The sequence below is a fragment of the Vibrio celticus genome (assembly GCF_024347335.1).
Lineage (GTDB): Bacteria > Pseudomonadota > Gammaproteobacteria > Enterobacterales > Vibrionaceae > Vibrio > Vibrio celticus.
In genome coordinates this window covers 2,779,376-2,798,066 of record NZ_AP025463.1, presented here as the reverse complement: position 1 = coordinate 2,798,066, position 18,691 = coordinate 2,779,376, and the positions used below count along the sequence as shown (strand labels likewise).

The window sequence follows — 18,691 nt, the reverse complement described above, 5'->3', positions numbered from 1 at the left end:
ATGGAACATTATATTAGTCTGCTAGTTAAATCGATTTTCATCGAAAACATGGCGCTTTCTTTCTTCCTAGGTATGTGTACATTCCTAGCGGTATCTAAGAAAGTTAAAACTTCTTTTGGTCTTGGTGTTGCGGTAGTTGTAGTACTTACAATCGCTGTTCCTGTAAACAACCTTGTTTACACACATATCCTGAAAGAAAACGCGCTTGTTGAAGGTGTCGATTTAAGTTTCCTTAACTTCATCGCATTCATCGGTGTTATCGCGGCACTTGTACAAATCCTAGAGATGGTTCTAGACCGTTTCTTCCCACCTTTGTACAACGCACTAGGTATCTTCCTTCCACTGATCACAGTTAACTGTGCAATCTTTGGTGGTGTATCTTTCATGGTAACTCGTGACTACAACTTTGCTGAATCTGTTGTTTACGGCTTTGGTTCTGGTGTGGGTTGGATGTTAGCTATCGTTGCTCTTGCGGGTATCCGTGAGAAGATGAAGTACTCTGACGTACCTCCAGGTCTACGTGGCCTTGGTATCACGTTCATTACTGTTGGTCTGATGGCGTTAGGCTTTATGTCTTTCTCTGGTGTTCAACTGTAGGGTAAGCACCCAGTAATAAGGAATAACAAATGCAAAGCATTATTCTTGGCGTAGCGATGTTTACCATTATTGTATTGGCTCTAGTACTAGTGATTCTTTTCGCTAAGTCTAAGCTGGTACCATCAGGTGACATCACTATTTCAGTAAACGGCGACCCTGAAAAGGCGATCGTTACTCAACCTGGTAGCAAGCTACTTGGTGCCCTAGCTGGCGCTGGTATCTTCGTATCTTCTGCTTGTGGTGGCGGTGGCTCTTGTGGTCAGTGTCGTGTAAAAGTTAAGTCTGGTGGTGGCGACATCCTACCAACTGAACTTGATCACATCACAAAAGGTGAAGCTCGCGAAGGCGAACGTCTTGCATGTCAAGTTGCTATGAAAACTGACATGGAGATTGAACTAGACGAAGATATCTTTGGTGTTAAAAAGTGGGAATGTACTGTTATCTCGAATAACAACGAAGCTACTTTCATCAAAGAACTTGCTCTAGCAATCCCTGAAGGTGAAGAAGTACCGTTCCGCGCGGGTGGTTACATTCAGATTGAAGCTGAACCACATCACGTGAAATACGCAGATTACGATATTCCTGAGGAATACCGTGGTGACTGGGATAAGTTCAACTTGTTCCGTTACGAGTCTATCGTTAAAGAGCATTCGATCCGTGCTTACTCTATGGCTTCATACCCAGAAGAGAAAGGCATCATCAAGCTTAACGTGCGTATCGCAACTCCGCCGCCAAACAACCCTGACGTAGCTCCTGGTGTGATGTCTTCATACATCTGGTCTCTTAAAGAAGGCGACAAATGTACTATTTCTGGTCCATTTGGTGAGTTCTTTGCTAAAGACACAGACAATGAAATGGTATTCATCGGTGGTGGTGCAGGTATGGCGCCAATGCGTTCACATATCTTCGACCAACTTAAGCGTCTTAACTCTACTCGTAAGATGTCTTACTGGTATGGTGCACGTTCTAAGCGTGAGATGTTCTACATTGAAGATTTCGATGGCCTAGCGGCTGCAAACGAGAACTTCGTGTGGCACTGTGCACTGTCTGATCCTCAACCTGAGGACAACTGGGACGGTTACACAGGTTTCATCCACAACGTATTGTACGAGAACTACCTGAAGGATCACGAAGCTCCTGAAGACTGTGAGTACTACATGTGTGGTCCACCAATGATGAACGCGGCTGTTATCGGCATGCTAAAAGATCTTGGTGTAGAAGATGAAAACATCCTACTAGATGACTTCGGTGGTTAATCCATTTAAGTGATTGATATTATGGCTGACTCTCACGAGTCAGCCATTTGTTTTTCTAAGACTGTTTTTGACAACATACTGGCTTATATAAGAAAGAGTAAGGCATTCAAAATACCTATTTTTTACTCTTATTTTTCCTTATATAAATCCTCAACATTAGACAGGAGTAAGCAAGTGAGAATTTGGCTTGTTGCATTAACTTCTTTAATTTTTCTTGCTGGCTGTGAACAGCCAAGAGAGCAAGTGCATTTAAGTGGCCCGACAATGGGCACCAGTTACAATATTAAATACATCAATGGTGATGAATTTCCGGAGTCTAACGAAGTTCATACTGAGATCGATCGTCTACTTGAAGAAGTGAATGATCAAATGTCGACTTACCGTGAAGACTCAGAGCTGAGCCGTTTCAACCAACACAAAGGTGCGGAAGCATTCGAAGTCTCTGAGCAAACCGCTATCGTTGTGAAAGAAGCCATTCGTTTGAACGGTCTTACTGAAGGTGCGCTGGATGTTACTGTTGGTCCATTAGTTAACCTTTGGGGTTTTGGACCCGAAGCTCGCCCAGAAGTGGTTCCATCAGATGAAGAGCTTGCTGCTCGTAAAGCTAAAGTTGGTATTCATCACTTGAGCGTTGAAGGCAACAAGTTAACTAAAGACTTGCCTAATCTGTACGTCGACTTGTCAACCATTGCAAAAGGTTGGGGCGTTGATGTTGTTGCTGATTACCTTGATTCAATTGGTATTCACAACTACATGGTAGAAGTAGGCGGTGAAATCCGTTTGAAAGGCCTAAACCGAGAAAATGTAGGCTGGCGTATTGCCATCGAGAAGCCAAGTGTTGATGAACGCAACATTCAAGAGATCATTGAACCTGGTGATATGGCGATTGCAACGTCTGGTGACTACCGCAACTATTTTGAGCGTGATGGTGTTCGTTACTCACACATTATCAACCCAGAAACAGGAAAGCCTCTTCATCATAAAGTGGTTTCTGTGACTGTTTTAAACCCGTCTTCAATGACTGCAGACGGCTTATCTACTGGCCTTATGGTCTTAGGTGAGGAAAAAGGAATGGAAGTCGCAAACCAACATAACATTCCAGTGTTCATGGTGGTAAAAACAGCAGATGGCTTTAAAGAAATTGCTTCTGAAGCATTTAAGCCATACTTAGGTAAATAAGGTAAGCGAGATAATTATGAATACATTTCTGATTACATTTGGTGTTTTTCTTGCAGTAATCGCAGCGATGTCAATTGGCTACATTATCCAAAAGAAAGTTGTGAAAGGTAGCTGTGGTGGCTTAGGTGCTGTTGGTATTGATAAAGTATGTAACTGCCCTGAACCTTGTGACGCGCGTAAGAAGCGTGAAGCTCGTGAAGCTTACCGTGAAGAGAAGCTGGCTGAGCGTCAACAAAAAGAAGCGGCTTGGAGTAAAGACCGTATCGCCTAATTGGTGACAGTCATAGGGATAGAGTTATCTGTGCCCTTAAATTGAAAAGCTCAAGATTCTCGTCTTGAGCTTTTTTGGTTTTGGGGCTTAGTCATTTATCTTGGCAGATTAACGATGGAAACAAAAACGAATGACTATTGTTCGATTTGCATGCTGTTACGCGCAAACACTAGCTGGTTTCTACCTTGCTCTTTTGCCGTATAAAGAAGCTCATCAGCGGCTTTGATCTGTTCATCTAACTTCGCGTCTAAATCGGTTACGCCGATACTGATACTGACCTTGATTTTTTGAGAGTCATGCTCAACTACATGGCTTTCAATGGCTTCTCTCATGGACTCTAAGTTGTCAACGAAGCTCTCAAACGCGCCGCACGACTGAATACAAAACTCTTCGCCGCCGAAGCGCACAGCGACATCGTCTTTGAAATGATCTTTGATGATTTTCCCTACATCGATCAGCACGGCATCACCACCATCGTGGCCAAAGGTATCATTCACTTTCTTAAAGAAGTCGATATCCATCATCGCGATGTTTCGTTGATCGCAGCCCTTACAAGTATGATTGAATAGGTAGCGACGATTCCATAAGCCAGTAAGAGCATCCTCGTTAGCATGTCGAAATAGCTCATTGGTCGCTTCTTTCATATCAAGCAGTTGATGGATACGGCAGAAAAATTCTTCTTGGTTAAAAGGTTTGTAAAGGAAGTCGTTAGCCCCCGCTTTAAGGAATCGAGCTGTCATGGTGCGATCATCGCTGCCTGATAACCCGAGAATAGCCAACTGGTTTCTGTCGTGATCGCGTCGAATCTCCCGGATCATCGCTATACCGTCTTTCTTCGGCATATCATGGTCTGTAACAACGAATGTAATATCGGGGTCGTTATGAAGAAGCTTTAATGCTTGTTCGCCATCTTCGGCTTGAGTAGTTTGGATATATTGGTGTTCTAGAAGTTGAACTATGTAACGGCGAACGACCGCTGAATCATCGACAACCAATGCTTTGTGGTAGCGATTATTCGAAATTCTTTGAACCAGAGGGAGTAGGTAGCTGACTGATGACATACTGTCTTTAAGTATGTAATCGATAACACCTTTGGCTAGGACTTGTTCTCGCAGTTGATTGTCGAACATCCCGGTCAGAACAATTATTTTCTGTTGATAGCCTAAGACGAGATCAATGATCTCACCGTCTTGCCCGTCAGGTAAGCAGTAATCCAATACGGCACACAAGAAATCCGTCTCTTGTTCCAAGATGTTTTTTGCTTCTGCAATAGATTCAGCAAGTGCGACCTCATAACCGCTATTTTTAAGCTGTTGGTACAGGTAGTTGCGGAATGCTCGACTATCTTCCACCACTAGTATTTTTTCACTCACAAGCGATCCCTACTTATAGACTAAATACTCGTTAACAATAGTATCAGAAGAGCTTATGACTATTGAAGCGAAACCTTTTTAGCTGGACTCGAGATCGTTTTAAATCTGATAAAATTTGGATTATACTGTTTATTGATACAGTTGTAAGGTCGAGTCATTCCTAGATGTGTAGCGCAGGCGAAGAGAAAATAAGAAAAATAATTCATGTCGATATGGATTGTTTTTATGCGGCTGTAGAAATGCGTGATAACCCTGCTTACCGAAATCGCCCGTTAGCTGTTGGTGGGCATGAAAAGCAACGCGGTGTTTTGAGTACCTGTAATTACGAAGCCCGCAAGTTTGGTGTTCGCTCTGCAATGCCGACCGGAAAAGCCCTACAGCTTTGTCCTAATCTATTGGTTGTGCCGGGAAGAATGTCGGTCTATGTCGAGATATCTAAAAAGATCCGCGAAATCTTCTCTCGATACACATCAATCATTGAACCTCTTTCCTTGGATGAAGCTTTCCTTGATGTCACCGATTCTAAGCAGTGCCATGGTTCGGCCACTCTGATTGCCGAGTCGATTCGCCGTGATATCTGGAATGAGCTTAACCTGACCGCTTCCGCAGGAATTGCGCCGATTAAATTCTTGGCGAAAGTGGCCTCAGATCTGAATAAGCCAAATGGTCAGTTTGTTATCCCTCCACAGGACGTGCAATCAGTGATTGATGAGCTACCACTTGAAAAGATTCCCGGTGTCGGCAAGGTGAGCATTGAAAAGCTGCATCAAGCGGGTTTCTTTACTTGTAAGGATATCAAAGAGTCTGATTATCGAGACTTGCTAACCAAGTTTGGCCGTCAAGGCGCATCACTCTGGAAGCGCAGTCATGGCATTGATGATAGAGAAGTTATCATCGAGCGCGAGCGAAAATCGGTAGGCGTAGAGCGCACCTTCACCCAAAACATTTCAACCTACGCAGAATGTTGGCAGGTAATCGAAGACAAGCTGTTTCCTGAACTTGAAACTCGCTTAGAAAAAGCCAGCCCAAGTAAAGCGATCATCAAGCAGGGTATTAAGCTCAAATTCGCCGACTTTCAACAAACCACGATTGAACACATCCATGCCTCTCTCGATCGTGAACACTTCAAAGAACTGCTCAGTGAAATACTGAAAAGACAACAGGGGCGAGAAATACGCCTGCTTGGTTTAAGCGTAATGCTGCAACCTAAAGACCAAATGCGTCAGCTGAGTTTCTTTTAGGGAAAGGCGCTGAGAATTTAGGCTCAGAGGTGTTACTGGAAGTGTTGGTGTTTGAATACCGACTAGGTTTGATAACCTAGTCGGTTTTTTCTAAACAAGGAAGTTGGGTTACCTAGGAAGCTGTTTAACTCGCGCTAAGGTATCACTGAATGGTTGTTGCTCTAGCTTACCGTAGCCAACCATTTTACTGGCTTTCAGTTTTGTTGAAAGCGGGGTGGCGATTCCACATAAGAAGCGAGTAATTGCCTCGTCGGTAATCAATTGTTGACTAGCAGAAATGAACTCATGTATCCATGTCATCACCGTCTCATCATCGACAGGTTCAACATCAACGGTTGGTAAGATTGCCACTTCTCCTCGACATACAGAGCAATGACCGCAGTTTGTTGGCGCTTTATCATCGGCAAAGTAACTCGCAAGGCGTGAACTTAGGCAAGTATCCGCCTCAAAGAAGTTCAGCATCTGGTTAAGACGGTTTATCTCGCTGTTTTCTTTTGCTTTAAACAACTCAGTTAGACGCTCTGACAGTTGCATCATATCTTCAGAAGTATTGTGGATCGCGTAGACATCGGTGATCTGCTTGCTTTCTAGTTCAATCCAACCTTGTTCATTGAAGTAGTCGATAGCCGCAATCACACGCTGACGATCGGCTTGGAAGTGAGTCCAAAGTGCATCGAAGTCGACTTGGCACCACACTCTTGCTTGAGGAGAGCATTGGAAAATAGCTTCGACAAATTGACGACGTTCACTTTGGAACTGTTCGGTGATTTGTTGTTTTGGACGAATGAACTTAAATTTGTAGTCTGCGAAGTAGCTGTACTTAGGCTCGATCACGCCTTCAATTTCCAGATACACCAGCAGTGTTTTTAGCGGTAACTGACGAATGTTGGATTCACGTGATAGTTGGTTAAGCATGATCTCCCATTGGTTCCAACCAGAAGCGCCAATGTTTTGATTTTCGTAGATCTCTTTTAATACTGCCTGGATCGATATGTTGTCTGGAGTATCGCCAAATACAAAGTTCTCTAGTGTGCTCAAGCCGTGTTTGTTCGCGAGTAGAATACATTCAGACGCTTGCCCATCTCGACCAGCTCTGCCGATCTCTTGTGAGTAGTTCTCTATCGATTTTGGTAAGTCAAAGTGAATCACTCGGCGAATGTTGGACTTATCTACGCCCATACCAAATGCAATGGTTGCCACGATACAACTCACTTCATCACTCATGAATTGATGTTGAATTGCATCTCGGTTTTCAGGCTTAAGACCCGCATGGTAAGCCACGGCATTAACGCCAGCGTTACGAAGTTGCTGAGCTACCATCTCTGCTGTTTGCTGAAGAGTGACATAAACAATAGTAGGAGCGAGAGAGGCTTGGTTAACCACATTGCACAAGGTTTCTAACTTGCTGGTTTGTTCACAAGGTTGAATCGACAGATCGAGGTTTTGACGATAGAAGCCCGTCACCACAACGCGCTCCTCATCAATTTCAAACTTTGACTTCATATCTTGGATAACCGATGTGGTCGCAGTGGCTGTCAGTAGCAGAACCTGAGGAATATTGAGCTGCTTTTGGTATTGAGGAAGCTTCAGGTAATCGGGTCTGAAGTTGTGCCCCCATTCTGAAATACAGTGCGCTTCATCGACCACAAGCAGTGAGATCGGCACTTGGGAGATAAACTGGCGAAAGCGTTCGTTCTTCAAGCGCTCAACGGAGATCATGAGGATCTTGGTGTCTCCGTTACGTACAGACTGCATCACCTGTTGAGTGGTTTGTCTGTCTTGGCTAGATTCTATCGCAGCGGCGCTGATCCCTTTACTGTGTAAGAAGCTTAATTGGTCTTTCATTAAGGCTAACAGTGGAGAAATAACCAAGGTTAAATGAGGAAGTTCTAACGCGGGTAACTGGTAGCACAGCGATTTACCCGAGCCCGTTGGGAATATCGCGGCAGTCGAGTGACCAGATAGAACGTTATCAATGACTTGCTTTTGCCCATTACGCAGTGAGTCGAATCCGAATACTTGTTTTAGCTTCTGCTCAATCATTTATGTTCTACCTGAGTTATTAAGTGTCGTATTGATGCTAAAGCGGGCGCCTATTCATGATAGCGTCGCTTGATGAATCAAATGTCTTGCACCTGATTGTACCTAATTCTATTCTGTAGCTCCTATAGAAAAGCACCCCAATAGTATGAATAAGTCTGAGCTTCGCCAAATAATCATAGAGCAACTCGAATCCCGATTACGTATCGCACAATCTGCGACTCAGCGTGCGATTGATGCTGCGACCGATGAAGAGACTGTGCCTGAACATAAGTACGATACATTGGCATTAGAAGCTTCGTATCTTGCTCATGGCCAAGCCGTAAGAGTGCAAGAGTGTGAAGACGACATTCAGTGTTATCGTAACTTAGTGCTGCGCGACAGTGAGCGAATTACGGTGAGCAGCTACGTTGTGGTCATTGACGAGCATGATAAATATAAACACTTTTTTATGGGGCCGAGAGTCGGGGGACTTTCTGTCACGTGGAATGACAAGGAAGTGGCTATTGTGACGGCAAATGCACCTTTTGGTCAGGCTCTAATGGGTAAAGAAGTCGGTGATGAGATTGAGTTTAAGGTCGCAGATAAACAGTTTTGCTACGAAGTTATCTCTATCGACTAACTAACTGACTAATAGATATAAAACGTTTCTTTGACAAAGAAGCATAATCCAAGGGTATAGTAATCTGTCAGATTGATGAGAGGATGTTATGAAAAACAATGTATTAATTGCATCACTAACAGCGGTTATCGCAGTTGTGAGCCTGCCAACGTTTGCTGCTCAGTGTCGAGTTGATTTGAAAAATGAGCTACGAATCGATGACCAAAAAGTCGAAATCCATCAAGTGAATGGTGATACGGCCGTTTTTGATGATAACAACGAGCTCTATATCCATGGTGAGAAGGTTGAGCTTGATGCCGACCAACAAGCGGCGATTGAGAAATACCGCGAAAACATGAGTGAGTATTTACCTCGAGCGAAACAAATGGCGAACGATAGCTTAGCGCTAGCTAATGACGTGATTGATGATATCGCGGCTAGCCTAGATTCACCTGAGTCATTTGATAATGTAAAAGAATCAATGAAAACCTACTTTGCAGAACTGGAAGCGCGTTACTACAAAGATGGCGAATTAGTGTTGCCTGCAGAAAGCTTTGATTCGATGGCCAATGGCTGGTCTGAAGATTTCGAGAAGGCGAAAGAAATCTTTAACCAAGAATTTATCTCTAGCGCTTTTAATGCGATGTCAGAAAAAATGAAACAAGACGGTGGCCTAAACCTGACTGAATTGGCTGACAGCATGGCTGAATTAAAGCTGAAAGTTGAAGAGCGAATGAAAGAACACTCTCAACAAGTACAAGAAGAAGCGAATGAGTTCTGTGATTCACTTGATGAGATGGCAGAACAAGAGCAAGAACTGCATGAAATCATTCCGAACTTAAAAGATTACCAAGTATTCACAATTTAATTCGAGTCTAGTGATTAATAGCAAGAGCACCGGTTGGTGCTCTTTTTGTTTGTATAAATGGAACCACACGGCGAGTATTTATCTCAATTCAATTCAATCCATTTCCTTCTTAAGCCTACTACTTCGCTTTGTTGATTGTAATTGAACGATAAGACTGGTTGTTTGTTAATTTTGTGGTTCCAAATAGCGCATTGATTGTAAAAATCAGAGAATTGTTCATTTATTAGTTGTGCCTATCATTGCTTTTTATTACTGTACTTCTCAACTAGTTCACTGATTTTTAATGCGGGCGATATGGACCAACAATCTTCCTCTTCAAGAGAGCACTTTAGCTCTCGTTTAGGCTTTATTTTAGCAGCGGCTGGTGCAGCGGTTGGCTTGGGTAATATTTGGGGTTTCCCGACTCAAGTTGCCAGCAACGGTGGCGGTGCTTTCCTTTTAGTCTATTTGATCATGATCTTCGTGGTTGCTTTTCCTATGCTGGTGGTTGAGATGGCTATAGGCCGTCACGGCCAAGCAAACCCAGTTGATAGCATGCGATCTTTGACGACAAACCCTTTGGGTAAGAAAGTCGGTGAGTTTATCGGTTGGATTGGACTGAGTGTACCAAGCGCTGTGTTGGCGTTTTACAGTATTGTTGGTGGCTGGTTAATCTGCTTCCTAATTGGTGCCGTCGCTGATCTTATCGGCCTAGAAGCGATTGCTGATTGGTTTAAAGGTTTCAGTGTTGAGCGCAACGTATTTGGTACCGTCGCGTTCTATGTACTGACTATCTTGATTGTGCAGGGTGGTGTTAAGCAAGGCATTGAGAAGTGGTCGACTCGTTTGATGCCTGCGCTGTTTGTTTTATTTGGCTTATTGTTTGTTTACATCATGACGCAATCTGGCGCGATGGAAGGCCTAAAACATTACCTAGTTCCGGACTTTGAGAAAGTGTGGGATAGAAAACTGATTCTGGCGGCAATGGGACAGGGCTTCTTCTCACTCACCATTGGTGGTTGCTCGATGTTGGTTTATGGCTCTTACTTAAGCAAGAAAGAGAACCTGCCCAAAATGGCGATGAACGTGACTCTGGTGGATACTGCTGTCGCTTTTATTGCTGGCCTAGTGGTGATGCCAGCCATGTTTGTTGCGATGCAAAAAGGCGTACAAATCTATGCGGAAGACGGTTCACTATTAAGCTCTGACACGCTCGTATTCACGGTTTTGCCGTTGATGTTTGATAGTTTAGGTGTGCTTGGTCAGATCTTTGCGATTGTGTTCTTCTTACTACTAACGATTGCGGCGCTGACTTCGTCGATTTCGATGCTCGAAGGCCCAGTGGCGCTAGTGAGTGAGCGTTTCAATACTAGACGAACGCCAACAAGCTGGGTGATTGGTGGTGCTATCGCGCTGTTTAGTGTAGTGATTGTTTACAACTTTTCTGCGATGTTTGGCATGGTTGCGATGATTGCGACTCAGTACCTTCAACCAGTCGCTGCACTGATGTTCTGTGTGTTTGGTGGTTGGGTATGGAGCCGAGCTTCAAAAGTGAAAGAACTTGAGCAAGGTTGTCCTGACTTTCAGCTTGGTTGGTTTGGTAAAGTGTGGCCAATGTATGTGAAGTTCGTGTGCCCAATCTTGGTGGCAACAGTTATCTGGGCTTCATTTGGTTAGTAGACCATTTAGCATCTAGATGATTAGATTTGTAGTTCAAGGTCACTCTTAATGAGTGGCCTTGTTGTTTTTGTATCGAATAAGCTTGTTTTACTCGATAGAAAAAAGGCGCTGAACATAAAGTTCAGCGCCTTTTCAATTTTGGCTTAAGCAATGTGGTTACTTAATTTCCATACCTTGAGCTTGTAGATCTGCATGGTAAGAAGAACGTACAAACGGGCCACAAGCTGCATGAGTGAAGCCTAGTTCAAGAGCAATCTCTTTCAGCTCATCAAACTCTGAAGGCGGCACGTAGCGTTCTACTGGTAAGTGGTGACGGCTTGGTGCTAGGTATTGACCTAGTGTCAGCATCGTTACGCCATGTTCGCGAAGATCTTTCAATACTTGAACGATCTCTTCTTTCGTTTCACCAAGACCCATCATCACACCTGATTTCGTTGGGATGTCTGGGTGTTGCTCTTTGAATTTTCTCAACAGATCAAGAGACCACTTGTAGTTCGCGCCTGGGCGAGCTTTACGGTATAGACGTGGCGCTGTCTCTAGGTTGTGGTTGAAAACATCTGGCGGGTTGTCTTTCATTAGATCAAGTGCAACGTCCATACGACCGCGGAAGTCTGGAACCAGTGTTTCGATACGAATATTTGGGTTTAGTTCGCGAATCTCACGGTTACAGTCAGCAAAGTGCTGAGCACCGCCGTCACGCAAGTCATCACGGTCAACTGAAGTGATTACAACGTACTTCAGTTTCATGTCTTTAATCGTCTTAGCCAGTTTCTTCGGCTCTTCAGCTTCAGGAGCAACAGGACGACCATGGGCAACATCACAGAACGGGCAGCGACGAGTACAGATAGCGCCAAGAATCATAAACGTTGCCGTACCGTGGTTGAAACACTCGGCTAGGTTAGGGCAAGACGCTTCTTCACAAACTGAGTGCAGGTTGTTTTTACGCATTGCTGATTTGATTTCTTGAATACGATGACTGTCTGAAGGAAGTTTAATCTTCATCCATTCAGGCTTACGTAGAACTTCTTTCTGTTCAGCAGGCATATTCTTTACGGGAATTAATGCCATTTTGTCAGCGTCACGATATTTAACGCCTTTTTCCATTTGGATTGGTTTGCTCATGATTTTATGCTTCTGCTGTAATGTTACTGGTGGCTTGAATGTCTACTTGGTCATAGCCGAGTAGCTCTACGAGCTCTTGTATTAACTGTTGCTCAACGTTTTCTAGTTCACTTGGTCCGCCGAGTTGGCTTACCTGCGCCATTTCCATACCTTGGTAACCACATGGGTTAATACGTAGGAATGGAGACAGGTCCATATCGACGTTGAGTGCTAGCCCGTGGAACGAGCAGCCACGTCGAATACGTAATCCGAGTGAACAGATTTTCTTGCCATCGACATAAACACCAGGAGCGTCAGGTCGGGCAGTTGAATCTATATTGTAAGCTTTCAGAGTATTGATTACGAGGTTCTCGATATGAGTCACCAAATCACGCACTCCGAATTTCTTGCGGCGGATGTTAATCAGAAAGTAAGCCACTAATTGGCCTGGGCCGTGGTAAGTCACTTGGCCACCACGATCGCTTTGTATTACAGGGATATCACCGGCATTTAATACATGCTCGGCTTTACCTGCTTGTCCTTGAGTGAAGACAGGGTTGTGTTCAACCAACCAAATTTGGTCTACGTCTTCTTCCGTGCGTTCGTCTGTGAACTTATGCATGGCTTTCCATACAGGTTCGTAATCCTGACGGCCTAATTTTTTTACGATTAGCTTATTTTGCAAAGCTGCACTCCCTCAAGGATTAATAAAGTGAACGCATTATAAACGCGAAACATGATTCTAACTACAGACGGACTGCAAGGTTTTTCAACTTTCTTTGTATTTATTGAAAATTAAGTTGAATGAATTTGAGCTAGATAGGGTGCTTTAAACAAAAACAGCGGCAATAAGCCGCTGTTTTTCATGTGTAATCGGAGATTACAGAACCATACGAACGATTTCGATCTCGCCCAGTTCTTTATAAAGAGTTTCTACTTGTTCAATTGAAGTCGCAGTAATATTGATAGAAACAGAGTGGTAGTTACCTTTCGCACTCGGTTTTAACGTTGGGCTGTAGTCACCAGGAGCATGACGCTGGATCACTTCTAGTACTAGCTCAGTCAGTTCTGGCTTAGCGTGGCCCATTACTTTGTAAGTGAATGAACAAGGGAACTCTAAGAGGTCTTTTAGTTTTGCATCAGAATTGATGTTCATGATTAGCTCCAAAAGGCTAGACTCTCGCAAATTGGCGAAATGTCGATAAAAGCGTGTTCGGTCAACAGACACGAGTAATAAGGCAGAATATTACGTGTAAATATCACCGAACTCAAGATCAACAAAAGCCGCACATGGCGGCTTTTGGTTCGCTAATAAGTAAATCATGAATTTACTCATTAGGTTAGCTATACAACAAGCTTAGGTTTTACCTAGAACAAACCCTTGAATAGAAGAACTAGGTAGTCCCATAGACGGCTAAATAGGCTGCCTTGGTCTACATCTTCAAGTGCTAGTAGTGGGTATTCAGCAACGTCTTCACCGTCTACTTGGTAGAATAGTTTACCAACCACATCGCCTTTGCTGATTGGCGCTTCTAGTTCTTTCTCAAGAACGAAGCTTGCCTTCAGGTTCTTAGCTTGACCACGAGGTAGCGTTACGAACGTATCTTCGTCGACACCTAGTGCAACTGTGTCCTTGCTACCCATCCAGATCTTCTCTTCTACGAAGGTTTCACCGGCTGTGTGTGGTGCCACTGTTTCAAAGAAGCGGAAGCCGTAGCTAAGCAGCTTTTTGCTTTCTGTTTTACGAGCATTCGCATTCTTGGTGCCCATTACTACGGCAACTAGGCGCATTTTGCCTTCTGTCGCTGAGCTTACTAGGCTGTAACCTGCATTGCTTGTGTGACCCGTTTTGATGCCATCAACGTTCATGCTCTTATCCCATAACAGACCGTTACGGTTGTATTGGGTGATGCCGTTGTATGTAAATTTCTTCTGTGAGTAGATACGGTACTCGTCTGGTACGTCGCGAATCAGCGCCTGACCAAGTAGTGCCATATCGTAAGGCGTTGAGTATAGGTTCGGGTTGTCTAGACCGTGCACGTTAGCAAAGTGCGTGTCTTTCATGCCGATAGAGCTTGCCCAAGCGTTCATTAGGTCAACGAATGCATCTTCAGAGCCAGCGATGTGTTCAGCCATAGCAACACATGCGTCGTTACCTGATTGAATGATGATACCGCGGTTCAGTTCTTCAACTTTAACCGTAGTGCCAACTTCAACGAACATCTTAGATGAATCTGGGAAGTTTTTAGCCCAAGCATTTTCACTGATTACAACATCGTCGTTTAGGTTGATGTTGCCACGATCAAGCTCTTGGCCGATCACGTAGCTCGTCATCATCTTGGTTAAACTTGCTGGAGAAAGTTGAGTATTCATCTCTTTCTCTGCTAGTACTTTGCCTGAATGGTAATCCATCAGAACAAAACCTTTAGCGGCGATTTGAGGTGCATCAGGAACAACAATAGGAGCGGCGAATGACGATGTAGCTATCGTTGCAGAAAGAGCAACAGAAGTAGCAAAAATCGATTTAACAAGTTTATTAGATTTAATCATTTTGAATGCAATTATTTGGTGAACTATTCATATATTAACAGAATCACTCTGTCACACCAGAGCGCTGATTACCAGAAGTAACTGTTAGATTAATTAGCGAGTTAGGGTGTGTTTTTTTATATAAGCTGACGGGTAACCCATTAGCTTAACTTGTTCTAATTTCTCTTGAGTCAGAGCATAGTCATGAAATGGCCCAATCATCAGACGGTAGTTGTCATCATTTGGCTGCAAGAACGTTGCTACTTCTAGCTTTTCGGCTAGATCTTTCGCTAACTTCTCTGTTCTATCTTCATGCGGAGATGTCGCGACTTGAATAATAAATTGCGGTAAAGCAGCCTTTTTATTTGCGTCGGTTGGCATAGCCACAGTAATGACTTCAATCTCAACATTTGCTGTGCCGGTTCTCAACACATCGAGCTTGTAAGCTGCCGCATAACTAAGGTCAATGATTCGGCCTTCATGGAATGGACCGCGGTCATTGATACGAACAATTGTCGTTTTGTTGTTGTCAGTATTCGTCACTTTTACATAGCTTGGAATTGGCAATGTTTTGTGCGCCGCAGACATCGAATACATGTCGTAGATCTCGCCGTTCGACGTTAAGTGGCCATGAAATTTCTTACCGTACCAAGAGGCTTTGCCTTTCTCAGTAAACCCTTCGGTCTTCTTTACGATCTTGTAGTCTTCGCCACGCAAAGTGTAATCCGTGTTACCACCTAAACTATAAGGTTCATATTGAGGGTGAGCATCCTCGAGATGCTCTACTGAGATAGGTGCATCTGGTGCTATATCTGAATCAATATCGTAGCGGCCTGTTGGCTGTTTTGAAGAACAACCATTGATTAAAATCGCTAGCCCCAAGATAGAGACTATTTTTTTGATTGGCAGCTCTTCAACCAAGGATGCTTTTTTTGGAAACGTTGTAATAGACATCGATTAGGTCGCCTTTGAGAATGCTTTTCTGTGTGTATGGATCGACATTAAAATACCAAAACCAGCCATAAGGGTAACCATTGAAGTACCGCCATAACTGACTAGAGGAAGAGGAACACCAACCACAGGTAGAATGCCACTTACCATGCCAATGTTTACAAAAATATAAACGAAGAAGCTCAGGACAATACTGCCGCCCATCATTCGACCGAATGCGGTTTGAGCTTGGCTCGCAAGCACCAAGCCACGTCCAATAATAAACAGGTAGATAGCAAGCAAGAACAAGATACCAATCATGCCCCACTCTTCGGCGATGACCGCAAAAATGAAGTCGGTATGACGCTCAGGGATGAACTCTAGTTGAGATTGAGTGCCTTGCAGCCAACCTTTTCCTGATATACCACCCGAACCTATCGCAATCTTACTTTGAATGATGTGGTAACCCGCACCTAATGGATCTGATTCAGGATCAAAAAGGGTTCTTACACGTACTTTTTGATATTCACGCATCAGGAAGAACCATAAGATTGGAATAAATGCCCCCAACGCGATTGCCGCGCTAGCAATGATTTTCCAACTGATACCTGCCAGGAATATCACGAAGATACCGGATGCGGCGATAAGGATAGATGTACCTAAGTCGGGTTGCTTTGCGATTAGAATTGTCGGTACAAACACCATCACTAGCGAGATCGCTAATGTTTGGAAGGTGGGCGGAAGTGAGCGCTTACCGATAAATCGTGCCAGCATCAAAGGCACCGCCAGCTTTAACAGCTCGGAGGGTTGGAATCGAACAAAGCCGAAGTTTAACCAACGCTGTGCACCTTTAGAGGCTTCACCAAAGAACAACACGCCCAATAGCAAGATGACGCCACCTACAAATAGCAGTGGTGCCAAGGTTTCATAAGTACGAGGTGAGATCTGCGCTAGGAAGATCATCACACCTAAAGACAGAGCCATGCGCATCGCCTGGCGATCCATCATCGCAAGGCTTTGTCCGCTTGCGCTGTACATGATCAGTAGGGCAAAGCCCATTAAAACCAGAATGCCAAGCAATAGCGGCAGGTCGATATGCAGCCTTTCGAATAGGGCTCTATTTCGTCCCGTTGAAGGATCAAGTTTCATTATTTAATTGGCTCACTTTGATAATCTTCTGCAAGGATAATATGGTCTAAAATCCTTCTTACTACTGGTCCGCCGTTAGAAGAGCCACCACCTGCGTTTTCTAGAACGATAGTCACGACGGCTTCAGGATCTTCAAAAGGCGCGTAACCCGTAAAGAGAGCGTGATCGCGTAAGTGCTCTGCGATTTCATCCGCGTTGTACTCTTCATCTTCTTTTAAGCCGAATACCTGCGCGGTACCCGATTTCCCCGCGGTTTGGTAAGACATCTTCTGGAATGAACGTCTTGCGGTGCCTTTCTTACCGTGGTTAGCCAGTCTCATACCTTCTTGAGCGATATCCCAATACTTCTTCTTAACCCCGGTTAGCGGTGGGTAAGTTTCAATGTCCGACATGATTTGTTCATCGAATGGACGACCGTTATCAATGGTTGAACGAAGTAGGTGAGGTGCTGTTACTTCCCCTTCATTGACCAAAACTGATGTGGCTTTTGCAATCTGCATGGGTGTTGCAGTCCAGTAGCCTTGGCCAATGCCAACTGGAATGGTGTCACCTTGGTACCAAGGCACACGGTGTCTTGCCATCTTCCAATCACGAGTTGGCATATTGGCTTTGCTTTCTTCATAAATATCGATGCCAGTATAGTCACCAAAGCCGAACATCATCATCCATTTGGATATGCGATCAATGCCGAGATCATAAGCAATTTGGTAAAAGAAAGTATCCACTGACTCTTCAATCGCTTTCTCTATATCAACGACGCCGTGTCCCCAACGCAACCAGTCACGAAATGGTCTCGTTTTTGAATTAGGGATCTTCCAATAACCTGGGTCATTACGCGTTGTATTAGGTGTAATCACACCTTCTTGCAGAGCCGCAACCGCAATGAATGGCTTGATCGTCGATGCTGGTGGATAAATACCTAGCGTTGCACGGTTAACCAAAGGGCGGTCTTTGTCTTGAAGCAGGGCGTTATAACCTTTAGACGAAATACCATGTACGAATGCATTTGGGTCGTAGCTTGGGCTAGATACCATCGCTAACACGCCATTGTCTTTCGGGTCGAGAACGATAGCTGAACCGCGGCGGCCATCAAGCAACTTATGTACGTATAGTTGTAGCTTGATATCTAAGTTGAGCACGATATCTTTGCCCGGAACCGACGGTACAAACTTAAGGGTACGGATCACTCGTCCACGGCTGTTAACTTCGACTTCTTGATAGCCAGCGGTACCGTGAAGCATGTCTTCGTAGTAGCGCTCAATACCAAGTTTACCGATGTCGCGAGTGGCTTGGTAATTGGCGTCTTTCTCTTCGCGAACCAAGCGCTGCATATCACGGTCATTGATGCGCGATACGTAGCCAATCACGTGAGTTAACACATCACCATAAGGGTAGAAACGTTTTAGCGTACCTGTAACTTCAACACCTGGGAACTTATGTTGATTTACAGAAAAGATCGCAACTTGTTCTTCGGTAAGCTGATTCAGGATAGGTACTGACTTGAAGCGTCGTGAATTGCGACGATCACGATCAAATCGTTCAATACGCTCAGGCGGAATTTCGATTAATTCTTGTAGACGGACGAGCGTGTCATCCATATCTTTGATTTTTTCTGGCGTGATTTCTAGGTTGAAAACCGGGCGATTTTCGGCAAGAAGTACACCGTTGCGATCGTAAATCAAACCACGGTTAGGGGCGATTGGAACGACCTTGATGCGGTTATCGTTAGAGCGAGTTTTATAGTCTTGATATTGATTGACCTGAATGTTGTACAGGTTAACAACCAACATCGATATCATGACTATGATCCCCGCAAACGCAACAAAAGCACGATTAGTAAATAGTCGTGCTTCTGCTTTGTAATCACGGATTTGGCTACGTTTACGTAACATTAACG

17 protein-coding genes are annotated in these 18,691 nt (G+C 44.2%); 8 read left to right on the top strand and 9 right to left on the bottom strand.

Going from position 1 to position 18,691, the window contains the following annotated elements:
* The 4 genes from nqrE (at position 1) to nqrM (ending at position 3,303) form a co-directional block, all read left to right on the top strand.
* Entirely contained in the window at positions 1 to 597 is a 597-nt protein-coding gene (gene nqrE / locus OCV19_RS12605) for an NADH:ubiquinone reductase (Na(+)-transporting) subunit E (protein ID WP_009848375.1), read from the top strand.
* Positions 598 to 626: 29 nt separating this feature from the next.
* Positions 627 to 1,853, top strand: coding sequence for an NADH:ubiquinone reductase (Na(+)-transporting) subunit F (gene nqrF / locus OCV19_RS12600; protein ID WP_010439056.1), 1,227 nt, complete (start codon positions 627 to 629; stop codon positions 1,851 to 1,853).
* A 174-nt stretch (positions 1,854 to 2,027) separates the two neighbouring features.
* Positions 2,028 to 3,032 carry an FAD:protein FMN transferase gene (locus OCV19_RS12595; RefSeq protein WP_060983358.1) on the top strand — a complete coding sequence of 335 codons (1,005 nt, stop codon included), beginning with the start codon at positions 2,028 to 2,030 and terminating at the stop codon, positions 3,030 to 3,032.
* 16 nt (positions 3,033 to 3,048) lie between these two features.
* Positions 3,049 to 3,303: a (Na+)-NQR maturation NqrM gene (nqrM, locus tag OCV19_RS12590; RefSeq protein ID WP_009848378.1), complete on the top strand. Its 255-nt coding sequence runs from the start codon at positions 3,049 to 3,051 to the stop codon at positions 3,301 to 3,303.
* A gap of 134 nt (positions 3,304 to 3,437) precedes the next feature.
* Here nqrM and OCV19_RS12585 read toward each other — a convergent pair whose 3' ends face one another.
* Positions 3,438 to 4,676 (bottom strand): GGDEF domain-containing response regulator, encoded by a 1,239-nt coding sequence (locus OCV19_RS12585; RefSeq protein WP_065676381.1) that lies wholly within the window; start codon positions 4,674 to 4,676, stop codon positions 3,438 to 3,440.
* Between the two features lie 164 nt (positions 4,677 to 4,840).
* On the opposite strand from OCV19_RS12585, the gene dinB reads away from it, so the two are divergent.
* A complete protein-coding gene (gene dinB, locus OCV19_RS12580; protein ID WP_065676382.1) occupies positions 4,841 to 5,917 on the top strand; it encodes a DNA polymerase IV in 1,077 nt (358 codons plus the stop codon).
* A gap of 108 nt (positions 5,918 to 6,025) precedes the next feature.
* Here the strand turns inward: dinB and OCV19_RS12575 are convergent, their stop codons facing one another.
* Positions 6,026 to 7,960: a RecQ family ATP-dependent DNA helicase gene (locus OCV19_RS12575; protein ID WP_065676383.1), complete on the bottom strand. Its 1,935-nt coding sequence runs from the start codon at positions 7,958 to 7,960 to the stop codon at positions 6,026 to 6,028.
* 145 nt (positions 7,961 to 8,105) lie between these two features.
* Here OCV19_RS12575 and OCV19_RS12570 point away from each other — a divergent pair, with 145 nt between their 5' ends.
* From OCV19_RS12570 to OCV19_RS12560, 3 genes are all read left to right on the top strand, one after another.
* Positions 8,106 to 8,579 carry a GreA/GreB family elongation factor gene (locus OCV19_RS12570; protein ID WP_065676384.1) on the top strand — a complete coding sequence of 158 codons (474 nt, stop codon included), beginning with the start codon at positions 8,106 to 8,108 and terminating at the stop codon, positions 8,577 to 8,579.
* An 88-nt stretch (positions 8,580 to 8,667) separates the two neighbouring features.
* Positions 8,668 to 9,426 carry a YggN family protein gene (locus OCV19_RS12565; RefSeq protein ID WP_065676385.1) on the top strand — a complete coding sequence of 253 codons (759 nt, stop codon included), beginning with the start codon at positions 8,668 to 8,670 and terminating at the stop codon, positions 9,424 to 9,426.
* Positions 9,427 to 9,720: 294 nt separating this feature from the next.
* On the top strand, positions 9,721 to 11,082 hold the full coding sequence (locus tag OCV19_RS12560) for a sodium-dependent transporter (RefSeq protein WP_065676386.1): 1,362 nt from the start codon (positions 9,721 to 9,723) through the stop codon (positions 11,080 to 11,082).
* A gap of 159 nt (positions 11,083 to 11,241) precedes the next feature.
* Here the strand turns inward: OCV19_RS12560 and lipA are convergent, their stop codons facing one another.
* From lipA to mrdA, 7 genes are all read right to left on the bottom strand, one after another.
* Positions 11,242 to 12,207 (bottom strand): lipoyl synthase, encoded by a 966-nt coding sequence (lipA, locus tag OCV19_RS12555; RefSeq protein WP_065676387.1) that lies wholly within the window; start codon positions 12,205 to 12,207, stop codon positions 11,242 to 11,244.
* Positions 12,208 to 12,211: 4 nt separating this feature from the next.
* Positions 12,212 to 12,871 (bottom strand): lipoyl(octanoyl) transferase LipB, encoded by a 660-nt coding sequence (gene lipB / locus OCV19_RS12550; protein WP_065676388.1) that lies wholly within the window; start codon positions 12,869 to 12,871, stop codon positions 12,212 to 12,214.
* Between the two features lie 195 nt (positions 12,872 to 13,066).
* A complete protein-coding gene (gene ybeD, locus OCV19_RS12545) occupies positions 13,067 to 13,345 on the bottom strand; it encodes a DUF493 family protein YbeD (RefSeq protein ID WP_026084358.1) in 279 nt (92 codons plus the stop codon).
* 209 nt (positions 13,346 to 13,554) lie between these two features.
* Complete coding sequence (locus OCV19_RS12540; RefSeq protein ID WP_017062336.1) at positions 13,555 to 14,736, bottom strand: serine hydrolase; 1,182 nt, start codon at positions 14,734 to 14,736, stop codon at positions 13,555 to 13,557.
* Positions 14,737 to 14,829: 93 nt separating this feature from the next.
* Positions 14,830 to 15,669, bottom strand: coding sequence for a septal ring lytic transglycosylase RlpA family protein (locus tag OCV19_RS12535; RefSeq protein WP_019820805.1), 840 nt, complete (start codon positions 15,667 to 15,669; stop codon positions 14,830 to 14,832).
* 3 nt (positions 15,670 to 15,672) lie between these two features.
* Positions 15,673 to 16,794 carry a rod shape-determining protein RodA gene (gene rodA, locus OCV19_RS12530; RefSeq protein ID WP_017062334.1) on the bottom strand — a complete coding sequence of 374 codons (1,122 nt, stop codon included), beginning with the start codon at positions 16,792 to 16,794 and terminating at the stop codon, positions 15,673 to 15,675.
* Positions 16,794 to 18,686, bottom strand: coding sequence for a penicillin-binding protein 2 (gene mrdA, locus OCV19_RS12525; protein ID WP_048607956.1), 1,893 nt, complete (start codon positions 18,684 to 18,686; stop codon positions 16,794 to 16,796). The genes rodA and mrdA overlap by 1 nt, the downstream gene beginning before the upstream one ends.
* Between the last annotated feature and the right edge of the window lie 5 nt (positions 18,687 to 18,691).